The 16,056-nt window shown below is 64.5% G+C and carries 19 protein-coding genes and 1 pseudogene; 11 read left to right on the top strand and 9 right to left on the bottom strand.

Annotation, left to right across the window (positions count from 1 at the left end; genetic code table 11):
* Positions 1-274 precede the first annotated feature (274 nt).
* The 7 genes from IVA80_RS33025 to IVA80_RS33000 all read left to right on the top strand — a co-directional run bounded on the left by IVA80_RS33025 (position 275) and on the right by IVA80_RS33000 (position 7,756).
* Entirely contained in the window at positions 275-931 is a 657-nt protein-coding gene (locus IVA80_RS33025; protein ID WP_247439177.1) for a hypothetical protein, read from the top strand.
* The gene (locus tag IVA80_RS38505) at positions 928-1,227 is read left to right on the top strand and encodes an HGGxSTG domain-containing protein (RefSeq protein WP_346348054.1); all 300 of its coding nucleotides are present in this window, start codon (positions 928-930) and stop codon (positions 1,225-1,227) included. Before IVA80_RS33025 ends, IVA80_RS38505 begins: the two co-directional genes overlap by 4 nt.
* Positions 1,228-1,525: 298 nt before the next feature.
* Positions 1,526-2,290 (top strand): outer membrane beta-barrel protein, encoded by a 765-nt coding sequence (locus IVA80_RS33020; protein WP_247439175.1) that lies wholly within the window; start codon positions 1,526-1,528, stop codon positions 2,288-2,290.
* Positions 2,291-2,547: 257 nt separating this feature from the next.
* The gene (locus IVA80_RS33015; RefSeq protein ID WP_247439174.1) at positions 2,548-3,795 is read left to right on the top strand and encodes an MFS transporter; all 1,248 of its coding nucleotides are present in this window, start codon (positions 2,548-2,550) and stop codon (positions 3,793-3,795) included.
* A gap of 101 nt (positions 3,796-3,896) precedes the next feature.
* Positions 3,897-5,090, top strand: coding sequence for a M20/M25/M40 family metallo-hydrolase (locus tag IVA80_RS33010; RefSeq protein ID WP_247439172.1), 1,194 nt, complete (start codon positions 3,897-3,899; stop codon positions 5,088-5,090).
* Positions 5,091-5,240: 150 nt separating this feature from the next.
* Positions 5,241-6,329 (top strand): mandelate racemase/muconate lactonizing enzyme family protein, encoded by a 1,089-nt coding sequence (locus IVA80_RS33005; RefSeq protein ID WP_247439171.1) that lies wholly within the window; start codon positions 5,241-5,243, stop codon positions 6,327-6,329.
* A gap of 278 nt (positions 6,330-6,607) precedes the next feature.
* Positions 6,608-7,756 (top strand): amidohydrolase, encoded by a 1,149-nt coding sequence (locus tag IVA80_RS33000; protein WP_346348055.1) that lies wholly within the window; start codon positions 6,608-6,610, stop codon positions 7,754-7,756.
* Positions 7,757-7,874: 118 nt separating this feature from the next.
* Here IVA80_RS33000 and IVA80_RS32995 read toward each other — a convergent pair whose 3' ends face one another.
* Positions 7,875-8,090: a hypothetical protein gene (locus tag IVA80_RS32995; RefSeq protein ID WP_247439167.1), complete on the bottom strand. Its 216-nt coding sequence runs from the start codon at positions 8,088-8,090 to the stop codon at positions 7,875-7,877.
* Between the two features lie 127 nt (positions 8,091-8,217).
* Here IVA80_RS32995 and IVA80_RS32990 point away from each other — a divergent pair, with 127 nt between their 5' ends.
* Positions 8,218-8,940, top strand: coding sequence for a DUF72 domain-containing protein (locus IVA80_RS32990; protein ID WP_247439166.1), 723 nt, complete (start codon positions 8,218-8,220; stop codon positions 8,938-8,940).
* Positions 8,941-8,948: 8 nt separating this feature from the next.
* On the opposite strand, the gene IVA80_RS32985 is transcribed toward IVA80_RS32990, so the two are convergent.
* From IVA80_RS32985 to IVA80_RS32960, 6 genes are all read right to left on the bottom strand, one after another.
* Positions 8,949-9,179: a hypothetical protein gene (locus IVA80_RS32985; RefSeq protein ID WP_247439164.1), complete on the bottom strand. Its 231-nt coding sequence runs from the start codon at positions 9,177-9,179 to the stop codon at positions 8,949-8,951.
* Positions 9,180-9,299: 120 nt separating this feature from the next.
* Entirely contained in the window at positions 9,300-10,205 is a 906-nt protein-coding gene (locus tag IVA80_RS32980) for an NAD(P)/FAD-dependent oxidoreductase (protein WP_247439163.1), read from the bottom strand.
* Positions 10,202-11,278, bottom strand: coding sequence for a flavodoxin family protein (locus tag IVA80_RS32975; protein ID WP_247439162.1), 1,077 nt, complete (start codon positions 11,276-11,278; stop codon positions 10,202-10,204). Before IVA80_RS32975 ends, IVA80_RS32980 begins: the two co-directional genes overlap by 4 nt.
* Before the next feature lie 88 nt (positions 11,279-11,366).
* Complete coding sequence (locus IVA80_RS32970; RefSeq protein ID WP_247439161.1) at positions 11,367-11,975, bottom strand: cysteine hydrolase; 609 nt, start codon at positions 11,973-11,975, stop codon at positions 11,367-11,369.
* Between the two features lie 30 nt (positions 11,976-12,005).
* Complete coding sequence (locus IVA80_RS32965) at positions 12,006-12,398, bottom strand: VOC family protein (protein ID WP_247439160.1); 393 nt, start codon at positions 12,396-12,398, stop codon at positions 12,006-12,008.
* 161 nt (positions 12,399-12,559) lie between these two features.
* Positions 12,560-12,868 carry a hypothetical protein gene (locus IVA80_RS32960; RefSeq protein ID WP_247439159.1) on the bottom strand — a complete coding sequence of 103 codons (309 nt, stop codon included), beginning with the start codon at positions 12,866-12,868 and terminating at the stop codon, positions 12,560-12,562.
* A 288-nt stretch (positions 12,869-13,156) separates the two neighbouring features.
* On the opposite strand from IVA80_RS32960, the pseudogene IVA80_RS32955 reads away from it, so the two are divergent.
* Positions 13,157-13,279, top strand: a pseudogene (locus tag IVA80_RS32955) (alcohol dehydrogenase); the annotation flags it as partial.
* Complete coding sequence (locus tag IVA80_RS32950; RefSeq protein WP_247439158.1) at positions 13,276-14,379, top strand: DUF305 domain-containing protein; 1,104 nt, start codon at positions 13,276-13,278, stop codon at positions 14,377-14,379. The pseudogene IVA80_RS32955 and the gene IVA80_RS32950, both read left to right, overlap by 4 nt.
* A 26-nt stretch (positions 14,380-14,405) precedes the next feature.
* Here IVA80_RS32950 and IVA80_RS32945 read toward each other — a convergent pair whose 3' ends face one another.
* Together IVA80_RS32945 and IVA80_RS32940 are read right to left on the bottom strand one after the other, a co-directional pair.
* Positions 14,406-15,440, bottom strand: coding sequence for an ATP-dependent DNA ligase (locus tag IVA80_RS32945; protein ID WP_256467563.1), 1,035 nt, complete (start codon positions 15,438-15,440; stop codon positions 14,406-14,408).
* A 51-nt stretch (positions 15,441-15,491) separates the two neighbouring features.
* Positions 15,492-15,680 (bottom strand): hypothetical protein, encoded by a 189-nt coding sequence (locus IVA80_RS32940; RefSeq protein ID WP_247439157.1) that lies wholly within the window; start codon positions 15,678-15,680, stop codon positions 15,492-15,494.
* Between the two features lie 109 nt (positions 15,681-15,789).
* Here IVA80_RS32940 and IVA80_RS32935 point away from each other — a divergent pair.
* Positions 15,790-16,056 (top strand): hypothetical protein (locus IVA80_RS32935; RefSeq protein ID WP_247439156.1); only part of this gene is annotated, 267 nt, incomplete at its 3' end.

Genomic DNA, 16,056 nt, shown 5'->3' with positions numbered 1-16,056 from the left:
CCCATGCACAGTAGCCGGCCCCTGTCGGAACAAGGACTTGCGCAAGACAGCAGTTGTTTTCGGATCCTGCGAAATCTATTTGACTCGTCGGGCAAAACACCGGCATGATGGCATCATCGCAACAATCGCCAGCGTCCACGCCGCCCGACCATCGGGCGCCCCGCTACGATTGCGCGTAAGCCCTTCATCGACATCTCAAAAATCGCGCAGGCGCGCAGCGCGCGAGCGATTGACCTCGCGCGCATTGAGCCCCTGCCGGCAAAGGACACAGCACATGACGACAACCCCAGAACCCCACAGCACGCCGCCGGTTGCGGCGAACGATCGCAGCGGCCCCGCCGTGAGCCCGCGGATAAAGCTCTACAAGCGGCGCATTGCGATCCAACATCCCGACCCGCAGGCCGGCGAACGGCTGCTCGCCGAGGCGCTCGGCGCCGTCGACCGCGACGCGCTGCACGGCCTCCTCAAGCAATTGGTGAAGGCCAGCGTGATCGGGCAGAAGGCCGATCAGGGCAATCTCGCCTTCATGATCTCGATGATGAAGAGCATTGCACCGAAGGACTCCCTCGAGTCCATGCTGACGGCGCAGATGGTGTCTGTTCACGTGGCGACGCTACGCTGCGCGTGCCGCCTCGCCTTCACCGACGACATTGCGCAGCAGGATAGCATCACACGCGCATTGACCCGGCTGGCCCGCACCTTCGCAGCCCAGATCGAGGCACTCAGCCGTCACCGCAGCAACGGCGAGCGCGCGATCACGGTGCGGAATTTGTCGGTGCAGGATGGCGGCAGAGCGATCGTGGGGAATGTCACCCAGCATGCGAGCCTGATCGTTGCCGAGCCGAACGCCGCGACGGATGCAGGACCGGTCCCGCCCCGCGAATCCCGCGAGCACGAAGAGGCCGAAACCAGGCAAGGCGCCGGCGCATGAGTGGTGATCACGTCCGCAACACGGGCGCGATGTGGGCGAGCCCGCGCTGCGGCGCCGGGACACGAAGCGGCACCGCCTGCCGCGCCCCGGCGGTGCACGGCAAGGCCCGCTGTCGCATGCATGGCGGCGCCTGGCGATCGGGCGCGCCAAGGGGAAATCAGAATGCGCGGACGCATGGCGCATTCGCGCAAGATGGGATCGCAGAACGACGGGCGATCCGGGCGTTGCTGGACGAGACAAGCAAGCTGCTGATCGAGTTGAAGCCAGACTGCGGGCCGGAGGAATCGGTTGGCTAAGCCGAATCCATGGTTCAACGAAACGATTAACGATCCACGCCACCTACGCCTGTTAGTGCACTGTCAGCGAAATTCCCGATTCATCGTGGCGCGCCAGCCTCAGTGAAAGGTCGCAACCTGCAGTGGTCGTTATTTCCACTGTGACCAGATGGTTACAGCCGCCGAGTGACCCGCCGGATACTGTGAACCGATAGCGAAAGTCGGACAACCCACCCCGATGAAGCTGCTGGCCTATGCGGTGCCGGCTCACGATACGCTTCAGGCGCCTCTGCCGTTCTAGTTGAAGGAAGATCCTCGCATGACCACCAAAACCCTTTTCGGCGCCATTGCGCTGGCAGTTTCGACGTTTACTTCGGCCATCGCGGCGGACGTGCCGATGCCGTACAAAGCGGCGCCTGCGGCCCCGGCGTTCTCCTGGACTGGTTGCTACGTCGGCGGCAATGGCGGCGGCGGTCGCGGGATCAACGAGCAGCAGCCCATCGCCGGGCTAACATTCACTGCCGATCACAACAGCGGCTGGCTCGCTGGCGTGCAGGGGGGCTGCGACTATCAGGTCGGCTCCCTCGTGCTTGGCGTCGAAGGTCAGTTCGATTGGGCCGACATGAAAGACACCAGCACGACACTGATTCCGGGCGGCGGCGTCGGCTTCCTGCTGACGACCCAGCTCGATCGCGTCGCCACCGCAACGGGCCGCATCGGCTACGCCTTCGATCGCGTGCTGTTTTACGCCAAGGGCGGCGCCGCCTTCGCCCACTTCAACCATCAGATGACGCAGACCGATTTCGCTGGTCTCTCGTTTGATTTCAAGGGCTCGCGCGATGTGGCGGGATTCGTCGTCGGCGGCGGCCTCGAATTTGCGCTGCTGCCAAACCTGTCGTTGAAGGCCGAGTACAATTATTTCGACTTTGGAACAAACGGCTACACCCTGAACTGCTCCGGCAATCCCGGATGTGCCGCCGCTCCCCTCTTCCCGGCCAGCGTTCGACAGAACATGCAAACCGTCATGCTCGGCGTGAATTGGCGCTTCAATTCCGGCCTCGCCCCGCTCGTCGCGCGATACTGATTGATGTGGCGGCGCGTCGCGTTCGACGCGCCGTGTCCGTGACTGCGGCCGCAGTGCTGAATTGCGCGATCGCAGCCCCTGTGGCTTTAATGCGGTCGTCCCGGCACCGGCCTTGGCCTCTGATCGCCTCGCGATAGGCCCGACTCCCTGCGCAAGAACGCTCTGCTGTCACGTCTTTCGGGCCATGCGCCCGGCCCCATTGGCACGCCTCTCCCAATCATGTACCCCCTCCCGAAACTTCTCCGGATGGGACGCTCATGGCCACCGCCACCACTGACGACGCGGGAGACGGCACCCGCGCGTTGATCCTTGCGCTGCTTGCGCTGGCCTGCGGACACATGCTGTCGACATTGCTGCGCACCATTCCGGCCGTCAGCCTCGACCTGATGGCGGCGGATTTCCACATGGAGCCGCAGGCGCTGGCGAGCCTCACCTCGGTCTATCCCTTTGCCTTTGCCGCCGCGCAGATCCCGGTCGGCGCGGCGATGGATCGCTTTGGCGTGCGGCCGGTGTCGCTGAGCTTGCTTGTGGGAACCGTGATCGGCGCCATCGCGTCGGGCTTTGCGACGGGGCCCGAGAGTTTCGCGGTCGGGCAAGTGATGCTCGGCATCGCGACATCAGGCATGCTGATGTGCCCGATGACGCTGGCGGCCAAGCAATTGTCCGCGGCGCGGTTCGGGCTGTGGTCGGGCGCGATCCTCTCGATCGGCAATATCGGCATGCTGCTGTCGTCGAGCCCGCTCGCCTTCGTGGTCGACCATTACGGCTGGCGCGCGGGGTTCTGGATCTCTGCGCTGGGCGGCGTCGCGGTGGCAGTCGCGGTGTTCGCGCTGGTGCCGAACCAGCCGGCGGAGCACAAGGACGAGTCTTCGCCGCTGTCTCAAATGATGGAAGTGCTGCGGCTCGGCCTGTCGCGGCCCCTGCGGGGCCTGATCGCGCTGGCGCTGGTATCGCTTGCGACCTCGCTGGTGCTGCGCGGCCTGTGGGGCGGGCCGTGGCTGATGCAGGTCAAGGGACTGTCGCGGATCGAGGCCGGCAACCAGCTCGGCGCGTTCACGCTGGCGATGATCGCAGGTCCGCTTTGCATCGGCATGATCGATCGCGGGCTCGGCCGCCGCCGCGAGCTGGTCGCCGGTACGCACCTCGTCGCGGCGCTGCTGCTCGCACTGATGGCGCTCGGCGCACCGCACTATGCGGTCTCCGTGCTGTTCGGCGTGGCCGTGATGCCGCCGCAATACGATCTGGTGCTGTTCGTGCTCATCGGCCTTGCGACCTCCGCCCAGCCGCTGCTGTTCGGCATGTCACGGCAGCTGGTCGACGCGCAAGTTGCGGGCAAGGCGCTCGCGGCAATCAATCTTGCCTTTTTCCTCGGCGCGGCGCTGATGCAGTCGATCACCGGAGCGGTGGCGGCCTTCGCGGGACTGCCGGCGGTGCTGCTGTTCATGGCAGCCATGCTTCTGTTCGGCGCGCTGATCTTTTTGACTTATACCTCGTCGCGTTCGTAGGATGGGTAGAGCGGAAGCGAAATCCATCGTTCTTGCAGAGAGATGATGGGTTTCGCGAAGAGCTCTACCCATCCTACGAGTGCGCTCCAAAGGAATAACTCATGCCTGTCGACGCCAAGGCCGCCACCGACCGCCTCATGCGCTTCCTCGCCATTGAAGGCGTCACCGGACAGGAGGCGGCGATCGGGCGTGAGCTCACCGCCGCGCTGAAGGAAAGCGGCGTGCCGGCGGGCGCGATCCGGCTCGACGATGCCAACTCGCGCATTCCCGTGCCGACCGAAACCGGTAACCTCATCGTCGACCTGCCCGGAAGCGGCGCGCTGCACAACCAGCCGCGGATCATGTTCATGACCCACATGGACACCGTGCCGCTGTGCGCCGGCGCCAAGCCGAAGAAATCGGGGCGCAAGATCGTCAACGAGGCCAAAACTGCGCCCGGCGGCGACAACCGCTGCGGCTGCGGCGTGCTGGTGACGCTGGCCGCGGAGCTCGCCAAGCAGAAGCTCGATCATCCGCCGATCACGCTGCTGTTCTGCGTGCGCGAGGAGAGCGGCCTCTATGGCGCACGCCACGTCAAGCTGGACGAGCTCGGCTCGCCGGTGATGGCCTTCAACTATGACGGCGGCTCGGCCTCCAACGTCGTCATCGGCGCCGTCGGAGCGGACCGCTGGAACGTCGAGATCTTCGGCCGCGCCTCGCATGCCGGCGTCGCGCCGGAGCGCGGCATCTCCTCGACCATGATCATGGCGCTCGCGCTCGCGGACGTGAAAGCCGGCGGTTGGTTCGGCAAGGTGGTGAAGGGCAAGCGGCAAGGTACCAGCAATGTCGGCCCCGTCACCGGCGGCGAGGGCCGCCCCGCGGGCGATGCCACCAATGTCGTCACCGACTACGTGCATGTGCGCGGCGAAAGCCGCAGCCACGACGGAAAGTTCTTCAAGGAGATCACCAAGGCCTACAAGGCCGCATTCGAGAAGGCGGCCAAGCGCGTCACGAATGCGCAAGGCAAATCCGGCAAGATCAAGTTCAAGGCCGAGACCGACTATTATCCATTCCGCATGAAGGACACCCTCCCCGTCGTCAAACGCGCGGTCGAGGCGGTCTCTGCCGTCGGCGGCACCCCGAACGTGCGCACCGCCAATGGCGGGCTAGACGCCAACTGGATGGTCCGCCACGGTGTTCCGACCGTGACCTTCGGGGCCGGCCAGAACGAGGTGCACACGATCGACGAGTGGATCAATCTCGACGAATACGACCGCGCCTGCGCGCTTGCCGTGCAGCTCGCGACAATGCGGTGAGCTAATTTCGTGGGGTGGGTTAGCCGAAGGCGTAACCCACCGCTTCTGTCGCCGCGGAGACTAAAGAGGTGGGTTACGCCGAGCGATCTGCGCTTCGCGCAGTCCGCAGGGCTACCCGCCCTACAAAAACAGAAAACGCAAGGAGAGAACATGCCGCGCATCGCAACTATCGAGACCGGATTCTACCGAATCCCCCTTCCCGTCACGCTCTCCGACTCCACCCATGGTGAGATCGCGGCGTTCGAGCTGATCACCTGCCGGGTGCGCGACGCCGATGGCGCCGAAGGCGTCGGCTACACCTACACCGTGGGCCGCAACGGCGGCGCGGTCGCCGACATCCTGAAGCGCGAAATCCCGCCGCTCGTCGAGGGCCGCGAGGCTGACGACACCGAGGCGATCTGGCATCACGTCTGGTGGAGCCTGCATTATGGCGGACGCGGCGGGCCGGCGGTTCTGGCGCTCTCCGCGCTCGACATCGCGCTGTGGGATCTGAAGGCGCGGCGCGCGAAATTGCCGCTGTTCCGCCTGCTCGGCGGCTTCGAGGCGCACGTGCCGTGCTATGCCGGCGGCATCGACCTCGATCTCTCCGTCGAGGCGCTGCTGAAACAGACCGACGGCAATCTCGCAAAAGGCTTTCGTGCCATCAAGATGAAGGTTGGCCGGCCCGACCTCAAATCCGACGTCGCGCGCGTCGCTGCGATGCGACAGCATCTCGGCGACGGTTTTCCGCTGATGGCGGATGCCAATATGAAGTGGACCGTCGAGGAAGCGATCCGCGCCGCCCGTGCCTTCGTGCCCCATGATCTCACCTGGCTCGAGGAGCCGATCATCCCCGACGACGTCGCGGGCCATGCCCGCGTCATGCAGGCCGGCGGCGTGCCGATCGCGGCCGGCGAAAATTTGCGCTCGCTGTGGGAGTTCAAGAACTACATCGTCGCGGGTGCAGTGTCCTATCCGGAGCCCGACGTCACCAATTGCGGCGGCGTGAGTACGTTCATGAAGATCGCGCGGCTGGCGGAGGCCTTCAACCTGCCCGTCACCAGCCACGGCGCGCACGACATCACGGTGCACCTGCTCGCGGCCTGCCCGAACCGCTCGTATCTGGAAGCCCATGGTTTCGGGCTGGACAAATATATCGAGCACCCGTTGGTGCTCGAGGACGGCAAGGCCCTGGCGCCAGACCGCCCGGGCCACGGCATCAGCTTTGACTGGAACGGGCTGGCGAAGCTTTCGCCATAGGGCGGGTCCTCACCTATCCCGCTTGCGGGAGAGGTCGGCGCGAAGCGCCGGGTGAGGGTTCTTTCCACACAGAGAGTGTCTCGATGGCGGAGACACCCCCACCCCAACCCTCCCCCGCAAGCGGGAGAGGGGGCGCACCGTGTTCGCAGCGGTCATCAAATCCTGCCACTCTCAGACGCCGCGTGTTGCTGCACGCGAGGCATTCCAAGGCGCTTGATGCGGCGGGTGGATAATCGGCTATGGTGGCAGCAGCCGCCACCATGCGAAAGACGCCTGCCTTGACCCCCGAGTTGCATCAGAAACTGACCCAGTGGCGCCGGCATCTGCATGCGCACCCGGAACTGTCCCTCCAGGAGAAGGCCACCGCCGCCTTCGTGCAGGAAAAGCTCGCCGAGCTCGGCATTCCCTTCGTGTCAGGCATCGGCGGGCACGGCATCGTCGCGACCTTGACGTGCGGACATGCGCAGAGCCGCGTCGGTTTGCGCGCCGACATGGATGCGCTGCCGATCACCGAGGACACCGGCCTTGCCTATGCCTCACAGACTCCCGGCGTCATGCATGCCTGCGGCCATGACGGGCACACCGCCTCGCTGCTCGGCGCCGCCGCGCTGCTGGTCGCGGACACAAGCTGGAGCGGCACCGTCGATTTCATCTTCCAGCCGGCCGAGGAAGGCTATGGCGGCTCGCGCGCGATGGTCGCCGCCGGGCTGTTCGATCGCTTTCCGATGGAGCGGGTGTTCGGCTTTCACAACTGGCCGGGCCTCAGCGCCGGCACGATCGCGGTCCATGACCGCGTCGTCATGGCCTCCGGCGGGCGCGTCACCATCACCATTGACGGCCATGCCGGTCACGCCGGCATGCCGCATCTGACGCGCGATCCGGTGATGGCGGCCGGTCATTTGATCGTCGCGATGCAATCGATCGCGTCGCGCAGCGTCGACCCACTCGACGCCGCCGTGCTCTCGCTGTGCACGATCGAGGGCGGCACCGCAGCTAACCAGATCGCCGGGCGCGTCACCATCCGCGGCACGCTGCGGTATCATCGCGACGCGGTGAAGGACACCATCCTCGCGCGGATCGACGATATCTGCGCCGGGATCGCCACGAGTTTCGGCGTCAAGGTCACGCCCGAGATCGCGATCGGCGTCGGCGTGGTGATCAACACACCGGCAGAGGCAGGCCTCGCGCGCAGCGCCGCGGAGAAAGTCCGGGCCGAGATACGCCGCGACCTCGCGCCCAGCATGGCCGGCGAGGACTTTGCGTTCTATCTCCAGCAGCGACCCGGCGCCTTCGTCTGGATCGGCAACGGGCCATTACGCGACGGCGCCGAACTGCACGGCCCGCGCTACGATTTCAACGACGCGATCCTGCCGGTGGCCTCCGGCTGGATGGCCGAAGTCGCGAAGACGGCGCTGGCGTCGAGCTAAAGCGCGATGAGATCAGGATGAATCGTCATCGCGCTTTAGGTTATTGTTTGAGCATGATCTTTTCGGAAAACCGCTGCGCACTTTTCCGGATCATGCTCTAGCGGAGACACGAGGCCGCTCACGAGATTTCGCGCGGCAGCTTCCAGTCCGGTCGGGGCTCGCAGATCTCGTCCACCCGCGCGACGTGATATCCGGCCGGAAGAAGATGGCCACCTTCCTCGTCGGCGACAGGAACGTCGGTGACCAATCCCTCGATCAGTGCGGCTTCCCACACTTCCTTCTCGGTGGGAAACGGATTGCCAATCTGCTTGTTGCCTTCGAAGAGCGCGTACATCGGTTCCAATCCCGTTCTGCGCGGCGCGGAAGGCGCGCCCGTTTCCGCAAGCAACGTATCCGCTGCACGGACGTTCCCTCCGGGAAAGCGCGGCCGTTCCCGCCGCGCAAGCGGTGGCACGTGAACAATGGCGCGCGTTCTGATCGGAACCTCCGGCTGGCACTATGATTCCTGGCGAGGCCCGTTTTTCCCGGAAGGCTTGCCGCTGAAGCAGCAACTTCGCTACTACGCCGGGCAGTTCGAGACCACCGAGCTGAACGGCGTCTTTTACCGCACGCCGACGCCGGAAGCGGTGAAAACCTGGCGGGAGCAGACCGGCCGCGATTTCGTCTTCGCATGGAAGGCGTCGAAGTTCATCACGCACTGGAAGCGCCTGTCCGATCGCTCCGTCAACAGCCTTGAGCTGCTGGAGGATCGCCTTTCACTGCTGCGCGGCAAGGTGGGCCCGATCCTGTTTCAACTCCCGCCGCAATTCGAGGCGAACGCCGACCGGCTGGCGTCCTTCCTCAAACTGCTCTCCAGGAAGCGGCGTTACAGCTTCGAATTCCGCCATCCGAGCTGGTATCAGCCGCGCATTCTCCGGATGCTCTCCGATCAGAACATCTCGCTCTGCCTGTCGGACCATCACGATGCACCGGCTCCATGGAAGCGCACCGCGGACTTCGTCTATGTGCGCGGACATGGCCCGAGCGGCCGCTATCACGGCCACTATTCGCCTGCGTCACTGGCGCAATGGGCGCGGCGGATCAAATCCTGGAAGCGGCAAGGTTGCGACGTCTACGTCTATTTCGACAACGACCAGAAGAGCGCGGCACCGGCCGACGCGTCGAAGCTGAGAGCCATGCTTTGATGCGCGAGCTACGGTCCGCCCGCAACCGAACCGGCGATCACCATGGCCAGCTCGGCAAGATCGATCTTTCCGTTGACGACCAGTTCTTCTTCGGAGGAGCCATCGACTTTCAGCGATTGCGGCCGGTTGGCGGCCTGACGCTTGAGCTCGCCGATGATGGCTTCCTTGAGCTTCTCTTCCAGCATGAGTTTCTCCCTCAGGCGATCATTTTCTTCAAGCAGCCATTTTTCTTCAAGCACTCATGGAGTGGCGGGATTCGGCACAGGTGCGGGATCCCCGCTCCGCTGAACCAAAGCCGGGCAATGCCCTTCGTTCCCGGCGCGATCGATCGTGAGGCTCACCGCCGACGCGGAGCCCGTTCATGCCAGGCGCCGCGGCAGGCTGCTGTGGATCGCGCAGGCCGCAACCGCCGCGTGACCGAACGCGACCGAAATCTGATGCAGATCGGTGACGAGGTCGCCGATCCCGTAGAGCCCGTCGACCGACGTGCGCTGATGGTCGTCGACCCTCAGATAACCCTCTGCAGTATGCTCGGCGCCGAGGGACACCGCGAGGCCTGAACGCACCTCCGCGCCCATGGCGGGATAAACCACGTCGAACAGCGCGGTCCGGTCATCGACGAAGACGGCTTCAATACGGTCGTGTCCGCGCCGCAGCTGCAGATCGGGCGCGAACACGACCTCGACCCCCGCCTCGTCCAGCCGTGACACTGCGGTCTCATCAGCATCCCGTTCGGTTGCGAGCAGCGTCACATCCCGCGAGTAGCCGCGCATGAATATGGCCTTGCCTGCGGCACGACCGAGCGGGCCGATGACGCCGATGCGCCGGCCGGCGACCTCAAAGGCGTCGCAGACCGGACAATAGCGCAACAGCCCGTCGGCGACTGCGGCACGCCATTGGTCGAACGGCGGGTGGGTGTCGACGATGCCGCAGGCAAGGACGACGGTGGCCACCTCAAGCGCGCCGCCGTTCCATTCAGCCTGAAAACCATGTTCGTGCCGCTGCAGCGTCGTGACCTCAGCCTCCACCCGCGCAACGGCAAGCTCGTCCAGCTGGGCCGACATTCGAACGATCAGCTCGGCGCCAGACAGACCGTGGACGAAGCCCGGGACATTGTGGCTGCGCGGGATCAGAGCCGCCCGGCTCGCGCCTTTGTCCACGACACAGACGCGGCGGCGAAATCGCGCAAGATAGATTGCGGCCATCAGCCCGGCCGGGCCGCCGCCGACAATCAGGCAATCAAGCGGCCCTGCGCCCGCGGTCATTTGGGAGTCGGCTCTTCGAGGCCGGCTCCAGGCTGGTCGAGCCGCCCGCTGCGTGCGAGCCTGACAGCGTTGCCGAGCGTGCGCGCCACGTTCAGCACCTCCTGCTGAAACGCGCGGTCCTCGTCGAGATCGCGGTGAGAGGTCGCATATTGCTCCATGTAGCCGATATAACCGTCGAGCTCGCCGAAGCGGCCCACCGAGATCAGGTGCATGTCGGTCAGCCAATCGGACAGAGCGCGACGCACGCCCTCGGTTCCGACGCTGTCGCCGTGAACGACGAGGCCGAAATGGCGGCCGGCGAGATGGCGCGGATAGGGCCAGCCCTTCAGCTCCAGCGCCTTGGCTTCATCGGCCTTCTTGCCGTGCGTGGACGTCGGATCAGGATTGCCGCCGTCGGCGCAGACGAGGCGATCCATCATCGCCTTGAGCCCGCCCGGCACGTGGTACCAGTTCACCGGCGTCACGATCAGAATGCCGTGGGCCGCGACCCAAAGCGGATAGATCTCGTTCATCCAGTCGCTGGCCTGGCCCAGCGAATAGTTCGGGTAGCAGCTGCACGGCCAATGGCAGAGCGGCATCGCGGTGGCGACGCACGACTTGCACGGATGGATGTTCTTGCCGAACTCCGAGGTCAGGCGGGAGAGATCGAGGATGTCGACGGCATAGCCCATCTCGATGAAGACGGGCTCGGCCAGCTTGACCAGGCGCCAGGTCTTGGACATCTCGCCGGGACAGGTGTGCTCGCTGCGGGCCGAGCCGTTGATGATGAGGATGCGCGGCGCCGCGTTGGCGTCGTCGTGCCGGCGCTGCGCCTCGAGAATTGCGGCGCGCGCGGCGAGCCAGTCGACCGCAAGCTCGTAATCGGGATCGGCAAAGCCCGCGCCTGCCTTCCGCGTCACCGGAGATTTGCGCGAATGGCTGTAGGCATCCCAGGCGGCACCGATGATCGCATCCAGCTCCGGCTTGAGCTGTGCAAAGGCCGGATCGACAAACTGGCTTCTGTAGCGCGTCTCGAACGCCTCGCGCGACAGCCGGACAGGCGGCATCCCCTTGCGAACGTCCGGTTCCGTCATTCTCGCTCCCAGGCAAATTGGTGCAACCCGACCAACCCGAGGTGCCGCGCGCGGTTCCTAAGCAAGCGCGGGCGGGATCAGGAGATCTCTATTCGCGCCAGAACTCCGCCAGCTCTCCCGCGGTCACGAGATCGACCTGACCGTGAAAACGGCTGCGGTACATCGTCATGAGCGCATCGTGGCCGACATCGGACGAACTGCACAGCGCGTCTTCGACGATCACGACCCTGAAGCCGAGATCGACGGCGCTCAGGACCGTCGAGAGAACGCAGACATCGGTTTCCGCGCCGGTAATAACGACCGTGCCGACGCTCTTTTCGACCAGCAGGCCCGTCAGACCCGGATTGCTGAACGCTGAATAGGCCGGCTTGTCGACGATATGTGCTGGAGGAACATAGCGCGCCAACGCCGGCACGAGATCGAGAGCGGATGGCGGAAGATGGCTGCGCGTTGCCTCGTGCCAGCGTTGAAAATAGACCCGCCATTGGCCGGGACGGTCTTCCGGATCCTGCGGCGTGATGAAGCGCGTGAAAATCGTTCTGGCCTGATGGCGGGAGACGATCGACGCGATTGCCGGCAGGACCTTTTCCATCCACGGCGTTTGCCAGAGACCGCCGGGCGCAAAGATGTTCTGCATGTCGATGCAGAGGTGAACGGCATGCCGAATTTGGCCGTCCGGCAACTTTGCGTCACTCATCAGCTTTCTATCCTGAAGCGCCTGGCTCGATCAGAGATCGAAGCTCTCCCGCGCCGTGTAGGTCACGGCTTCGATCTTGTTGCCATCGGGGTCGCGCACGAAGGCTCCATAGTAGTTGGCGTTGTACTGTTCACGAATGCCCGGTGCTCCCTCATCGCGCCCGCCACTTGCCAGGGCCGCCCTGTAGAAGCGCCTCACGGTCTCCCGGTCGGGCGCCTGGAAGGCGACATGCACGCCGTTTCCCGCGCCGGCAGGTTCACCGTTGATCGGCGTTTCGAGACTGAACACGATATCAGATGCGCCATAGTGAACGGCGCGATCCGAGGACTTGAGAACCCGAAAGCCGATCAACCCCATCAACGGATCATAGAACGCGCGCGCCCGATGCACGTCGTTGGTTCCGACGGATACGTGATGGATCATCGGCTCGTTTCTCCCACCCCAGAAGCGCCGTGACTTCGGCAGTTCTACTTCGGCAGTCCTGCTTCGGCAGTCCTAATGACTTCGGCAGTCCTCAAACGGCCAAGCGCGAGAAGCAGCGAAGATCAGCTCCCTCTCGCGCTCAGCCTGGAAATCCCGATGGCTCAGCAATCGTTGCCGCGGGCACCGGCCGTCGTCTTCGACTGTTCGGCAACCGTCGGCTCGCCTTGCATCTGACGCTGGGCGTCCTGCGACGAGGTCGCCGTGTTCTCGCTGGCCTTGTTCATGGTTGAGGTCGGCGGATGCTCCTTGGCATTTGACGACGCGACGCCAGTCGTGTCAGTCGCCCGGCCGGTCGTGACCGGTCCCGAGCCGGCATCGCGGTCGGCGGTGTTGGTGTTGCAGGGACCGCCCAAAGCGATGGTAGAGCTGACTGCCAGCATGGCGCCAACCAGCATTGATCTTGTAAGCATGACAATCTCCTTCCTGCAGTGCCGGCTAATGCTCGGCGGTGCCGGGTTCCGCCATTTTTTTTGCGATGCTGTCCGGGCGCAAATACGCGCGTGCTCGCAGCCGATACCGGTCGACGCGCCAGCCGCCTGTTCAGCCTTGCTCTTCGTTCTCTCGAAAGTCGTTTGTCTAATCGCGCAAGGCGAAGGGCGTTCCTTAACGCGACAGGAACTTCGAGGCGCGGCCTGGCTTAGCGGTCATCTCTGGCTTGGAGTTCCACGATGAAGGCTCTCACCTGGCACGGCAAAGACGAAATCGATCCTTCCTTCGTCGCCGCTCACCGCGCATCTCTCGAGCAGGGGCCGGAACCGGACAATTTCCGAGCCAAGAAGGACGGCTGCATCAAGGTCGCGATGAAGCGCTTCGGCGCATGATGGCTGCCAAATCGCGCTGGCTGGCGGCAGCCCAGCTTGGCCTCGTCAGCAGCAGCTTTTCGACGCTGCTCAGTCAAGTGACGGCGGGCCAGCTCGGTCGCGATCCCCTCGTCGACTGGATGACGGTGGCGGCCATTCCGGCACGCGACGCGATGCTTTCGTCCGAGCCCGGCATCGCCGCGATCGTCATCGGCATCGCTTTTCACCAATGGGCCGACTTTTCATGGGCGCTGGTCTTCTTCGGCCTGCTTGGCCGATGGACCGAACGCCTCCACCCGGCGGTCCTTGCCGGCCTCGCCATTCCCTGGGCCGTCCTGACGTCGGCGACCGAGTGGTTCGTGCTGGTCCCGCTCTTTCCGTTCTGGCAACCGATCTTCACGCTGCAACAGCCCTACTGGATCGGCTTTCTGGTCCATCTCTCCTCCGCCCTGATCTATCCCTTGTTCGCATGGCTACGTTGGCCGATCGGTCACGCTCCGGCGACGCATGCAGTCCGCTTCGCGCGACGCTGGACGATTGCAGCCTTTGGCGTGCTCGCAGTGTCGGCGACTCTCGGGCTGGCCGACGCGATGTCGGCCCCCCTGCCTCTCATGAGCCGCAGCCCGGACAGCGACCAGCGCTATCTTCGTCACATGACGACGCACCACCAGCAGGGCATCGAACTTGCTCGTCTGGCGACCGTAAGGGCGCAGGCGCCGCACTTGCGCGCGCTGGCGGCTCTCATGGTGGCATCGCAATCGGGAGAGAACCGAATTTTCGCACGCTGGTGGGATGGCTGGTTTGCCGAGCCGATGCCGATCTGCTCCAGCGACGAACGCGCGGCCATGCCGGGCTATCTGACAAGCGCCCAGATGGCCGAAGCCGACTCAGCAACAGGTGCGGAGTTCGACGCGGTGTTCGTTCGCCTGATGAGCCTGCATCACGCCGGCGCGGTCAGGATGGCTGACGTCGAGTGGCATTCCTCCGGCGATCCGCGGCTGCGTCTCATGGCCCATGCGATCCGCCATGAACAGCAGGGAGAGATCGCGCTGATGCAGGGCATGTCCGGTATCGAGGCGGTGCGCCAGGCAACTCGAAACATGCTCGCAAACAATCTGTAAGGCCGCGCGCGGACAAGCCCGCGTCCTTAGTGATTGCCTGGCCTCACAGTCATTGCCCGGCGTGGCTTCGCCGACTGTTGCCGAAGCTGTTCCATGCGACACTGGGAAGGCTTCTTGTCCGGGCGCCAGCGCAGGATCTTCGTGCCGTGGCGAAACCGGTCACCCGAAACATGGTCGTAGCAGACCTCGACGACATGAACGGGACGCACCGCCTGCCAGGTCGCGGATCGCTTTGTCGACCACCGGCTCGGGCCGCCGGGCGCCTTGCCGGTAAAGCTGCTCTCGCTCAGGATCTTCTCGAATTTTTCGGTCAGGCCGAGTCTGTCGGACGCTTTGATCGCCGATGTGAAGCCGACGTGATTCAGAAGTCCGGCTGCGTCGTACAACCCAAGCAGCAGCGAGCCGATCACTTTTCTCTTGCCCTGCTTCTTCTCTCCATATCTGAACCCGCCGACCACGCAGTCGGCCGATCGCAGCAGCTTGATTTTCTGCATCCCGTCTCGCGCGCCGCTGCGATAGGCGAGGTCCAGCCGCTTCGCGACGACGCCATCATGACCATCCTCCACACGCTGGAGCCATCGCTTTGCCTCGGCGTAATTGCGGCTGGCCGGCGATAGAGCGAACACGCCATTGCCCCGGAACTGGCGCCGCGCGAAGGTCTCAAGTGCGGGCCGCCGCCTGGCGAGCGGAAGCACCGCGAGATCCGCGCCGGCCGATCGCAGCAGATCGAAGGCGACGAAGCTTGCCGGCGTCTCGCCGGCGAGGCGCTCCACCCGGCTGGCCGCCGGATGGATGCGCTGAAGCAAGGCGTCGAACGAATATCCCTCCTCGAGCTGAATGATCAGCTCCCCGTCGAGGATGAAGGAGCCGGCGGAGATGGCAGATGCAGCGGAAGCGATTTCCGGAAAATAGCGGACGAGATCCCGCCCGCTCTTCGACTGCATCCTGACCCGCCGCCCGTCGCGGATGAGCAGACAGCGGAATCCGTCCCATTTCGGTTCGTATTGCCATTGCGCCCCGCGGGGAAGCTCGGCGACAGACTCGGCTTCCATCGGCTCCATGATCAGCACTCGCGGCACGCTGCGATCATCGAGACGGCGCCCGTGCGCACTTCAATTGGGCTTGGCAGGATGCGCGGTGCGCGGGTGACGGTCATGCAGCAGTCGCGCCAGAGCTTCGCGATCCCCGGCGTGGCCCTTCATTGCTGTCTCGAAAAGCGCCTCCTGGACGTCACGCGGCATATCGCCCCACACGTCCATGGCAGCCTGGCCTAACAGTTTGGCAAAGCGCTCGTCGGCCATCTCGATACTCCTGTCCAGCTGGAAGAGGGAACAACGTAGGCCCGTTCGCGTTCCACCTCTTTATTCGCGAAAGTGAGGCATTCGAGGCGGACTATTCACCAAGAATGAAATGAAGAGAAGGCGCAAATCCCAAGCTGAACACGATGGCCCCGCGCAAGGGCGTCAACGCCAAGACATCCAGCAAGACCTCAAGCAAGACATCCAGCAAGGCATCGAGCGCGGCGTAGAACGGCTGCTGCAGGCGCGGCTCCGCGCTGCAGCGGGGCCGCTCGTCCAACTAGACGATCGATTCCAAGAAATCTGCGTCGGAACTGATTGGGTGTTGGCGGATTCCTCGTTTGCGATTGGCGCAATGAGGAGCGACATCATGGCAGGA

It is taken from the genome of Bradyrhizobium sp. 139 (genome assembly GCF_023074175.1).
Classification (GTDB): Bacteria; Pseudomonadota; Alphaproteobacteria; order Rhizobiales; family Xanthobacteraceae; genus Bradyrhizobium.
Note: the sequence above shows the minus strand (reverse complement) of the source record. Positions and strands in the feature narration are given on the sequence as shown.

Bases quoted from the DNA above. Each gene is read 5' to 3' on its own strand.
- IVA80_RS33025 (WP_247439177.1), top strand. From the start codon at position 275: ATGACGACAACCCCAGAACCCCACAGCACGCCGCCGGTTGCGGCGAAC.
- IVA80_RS38505 (WP_346348054.1), top strand. From the start codon at position 928: ATGAGTGGTGATCACGTCCGCAACACGGGCGCGATGTGGGCGAGCCCG.
- IVA80_RS33020 (WP_247439175.1), top strand. From the start codon at position 1,526: ATGACCACCAAAACCCTTTTCGGCGCCATTGCGCTGGCAGTTTCGACG.
- IVA80_RS33015 (WP_247439174.1), top strand. From the start codon at position 2,548: ATGGCCACCGCCACCACTGACGACGCGGGAGACGGCACCCGCGCGTTG.
- IVA80_RS33010 (WP_247439172.1), top strand. From the start codon at position 3,897: ATGCCTGTCGACGCCAAGGCCGCCACCGACCGCCTCATGCGCTTCCTC.
- IVA80_RS33005 (WP_247439171.1), top strand. From the start codon at position 5,241: ATGCCGCGCATCGCAACTATCGAGACCGGATTCTACCGAATCCCCCTT.
- IVA80_RS32995 (WP_247439167.1), bottom strand. From the start codon at position 8,090: ATGTACGCGCTCTTCGAAGGCAACAAGCAGATTGGCAATCCGTTTCCC.
- IVA80_RS32990 (WP_247439166.1), top strand. From the start codon at position 8,218: ATGGCGCGCGTTCTGATCGGAACCTCCGGCTGGCACTATGATTCCTGG.
- IVA80_RS32980 (WP_247439163.1), bottom strand. From the start codon at position 10,205: ATGACCGCGGGCGCAGGGCCGCTTGATTGCCTGATTGTCGGCGGCGGC.
- IVA80_RS32975 (WP_247439162.1), bottom strand. From the start codon at position 11,278: ATGACGGAACCGGACGTTCGCAAGGGGATGCCGCCTGTCCGGCTGTCG.
- IVA80_RS32970 (WP_247439161.1), bottom strand. From the start codon at position 11,975: ATGAGTGACGCAAAGTTGCCGGACGGCCAAATTCGGCATGCCGTTCAC.
- IVA80_RS32965 (WP_247439160.1), bottom strand. From the start codon at position 12,398: ATGATCCATCACGTATCCGTCGGAACCAACGACGTGCATCGGGCGCGC.
- IVA80_RS32960 (WP_247439159.1), bottom strand. From the start codon at position 12,868: ATGCTTACAAGATCAATGCTGGTTGGCGCCATGCTGGCAGTCAGCTCT.
- IVA80_RS32950 (WP_247439158.1), top strand. From the start codon at position 13,276: ATGATGGCTGCCAAATCGCGCTGGCTGGCGGCAGCCCAGCTTGGCCTC.
- IVA80_RS32945 (WP_256467563.1), bottom strand. From the start codon at position 15,440: ATGGAGCCGATGGAAGCCGAGTCTGTCGCCGAGCTTCCCCGCGGGGCG.
- IVA80_RS32940 (WP_247439157.1), bottom strand. From the start codon at position 15,680: ATGGCCGACGAGCGCTTTGCCAAACTGTTAGGCCAGGCTGCCATGGAC.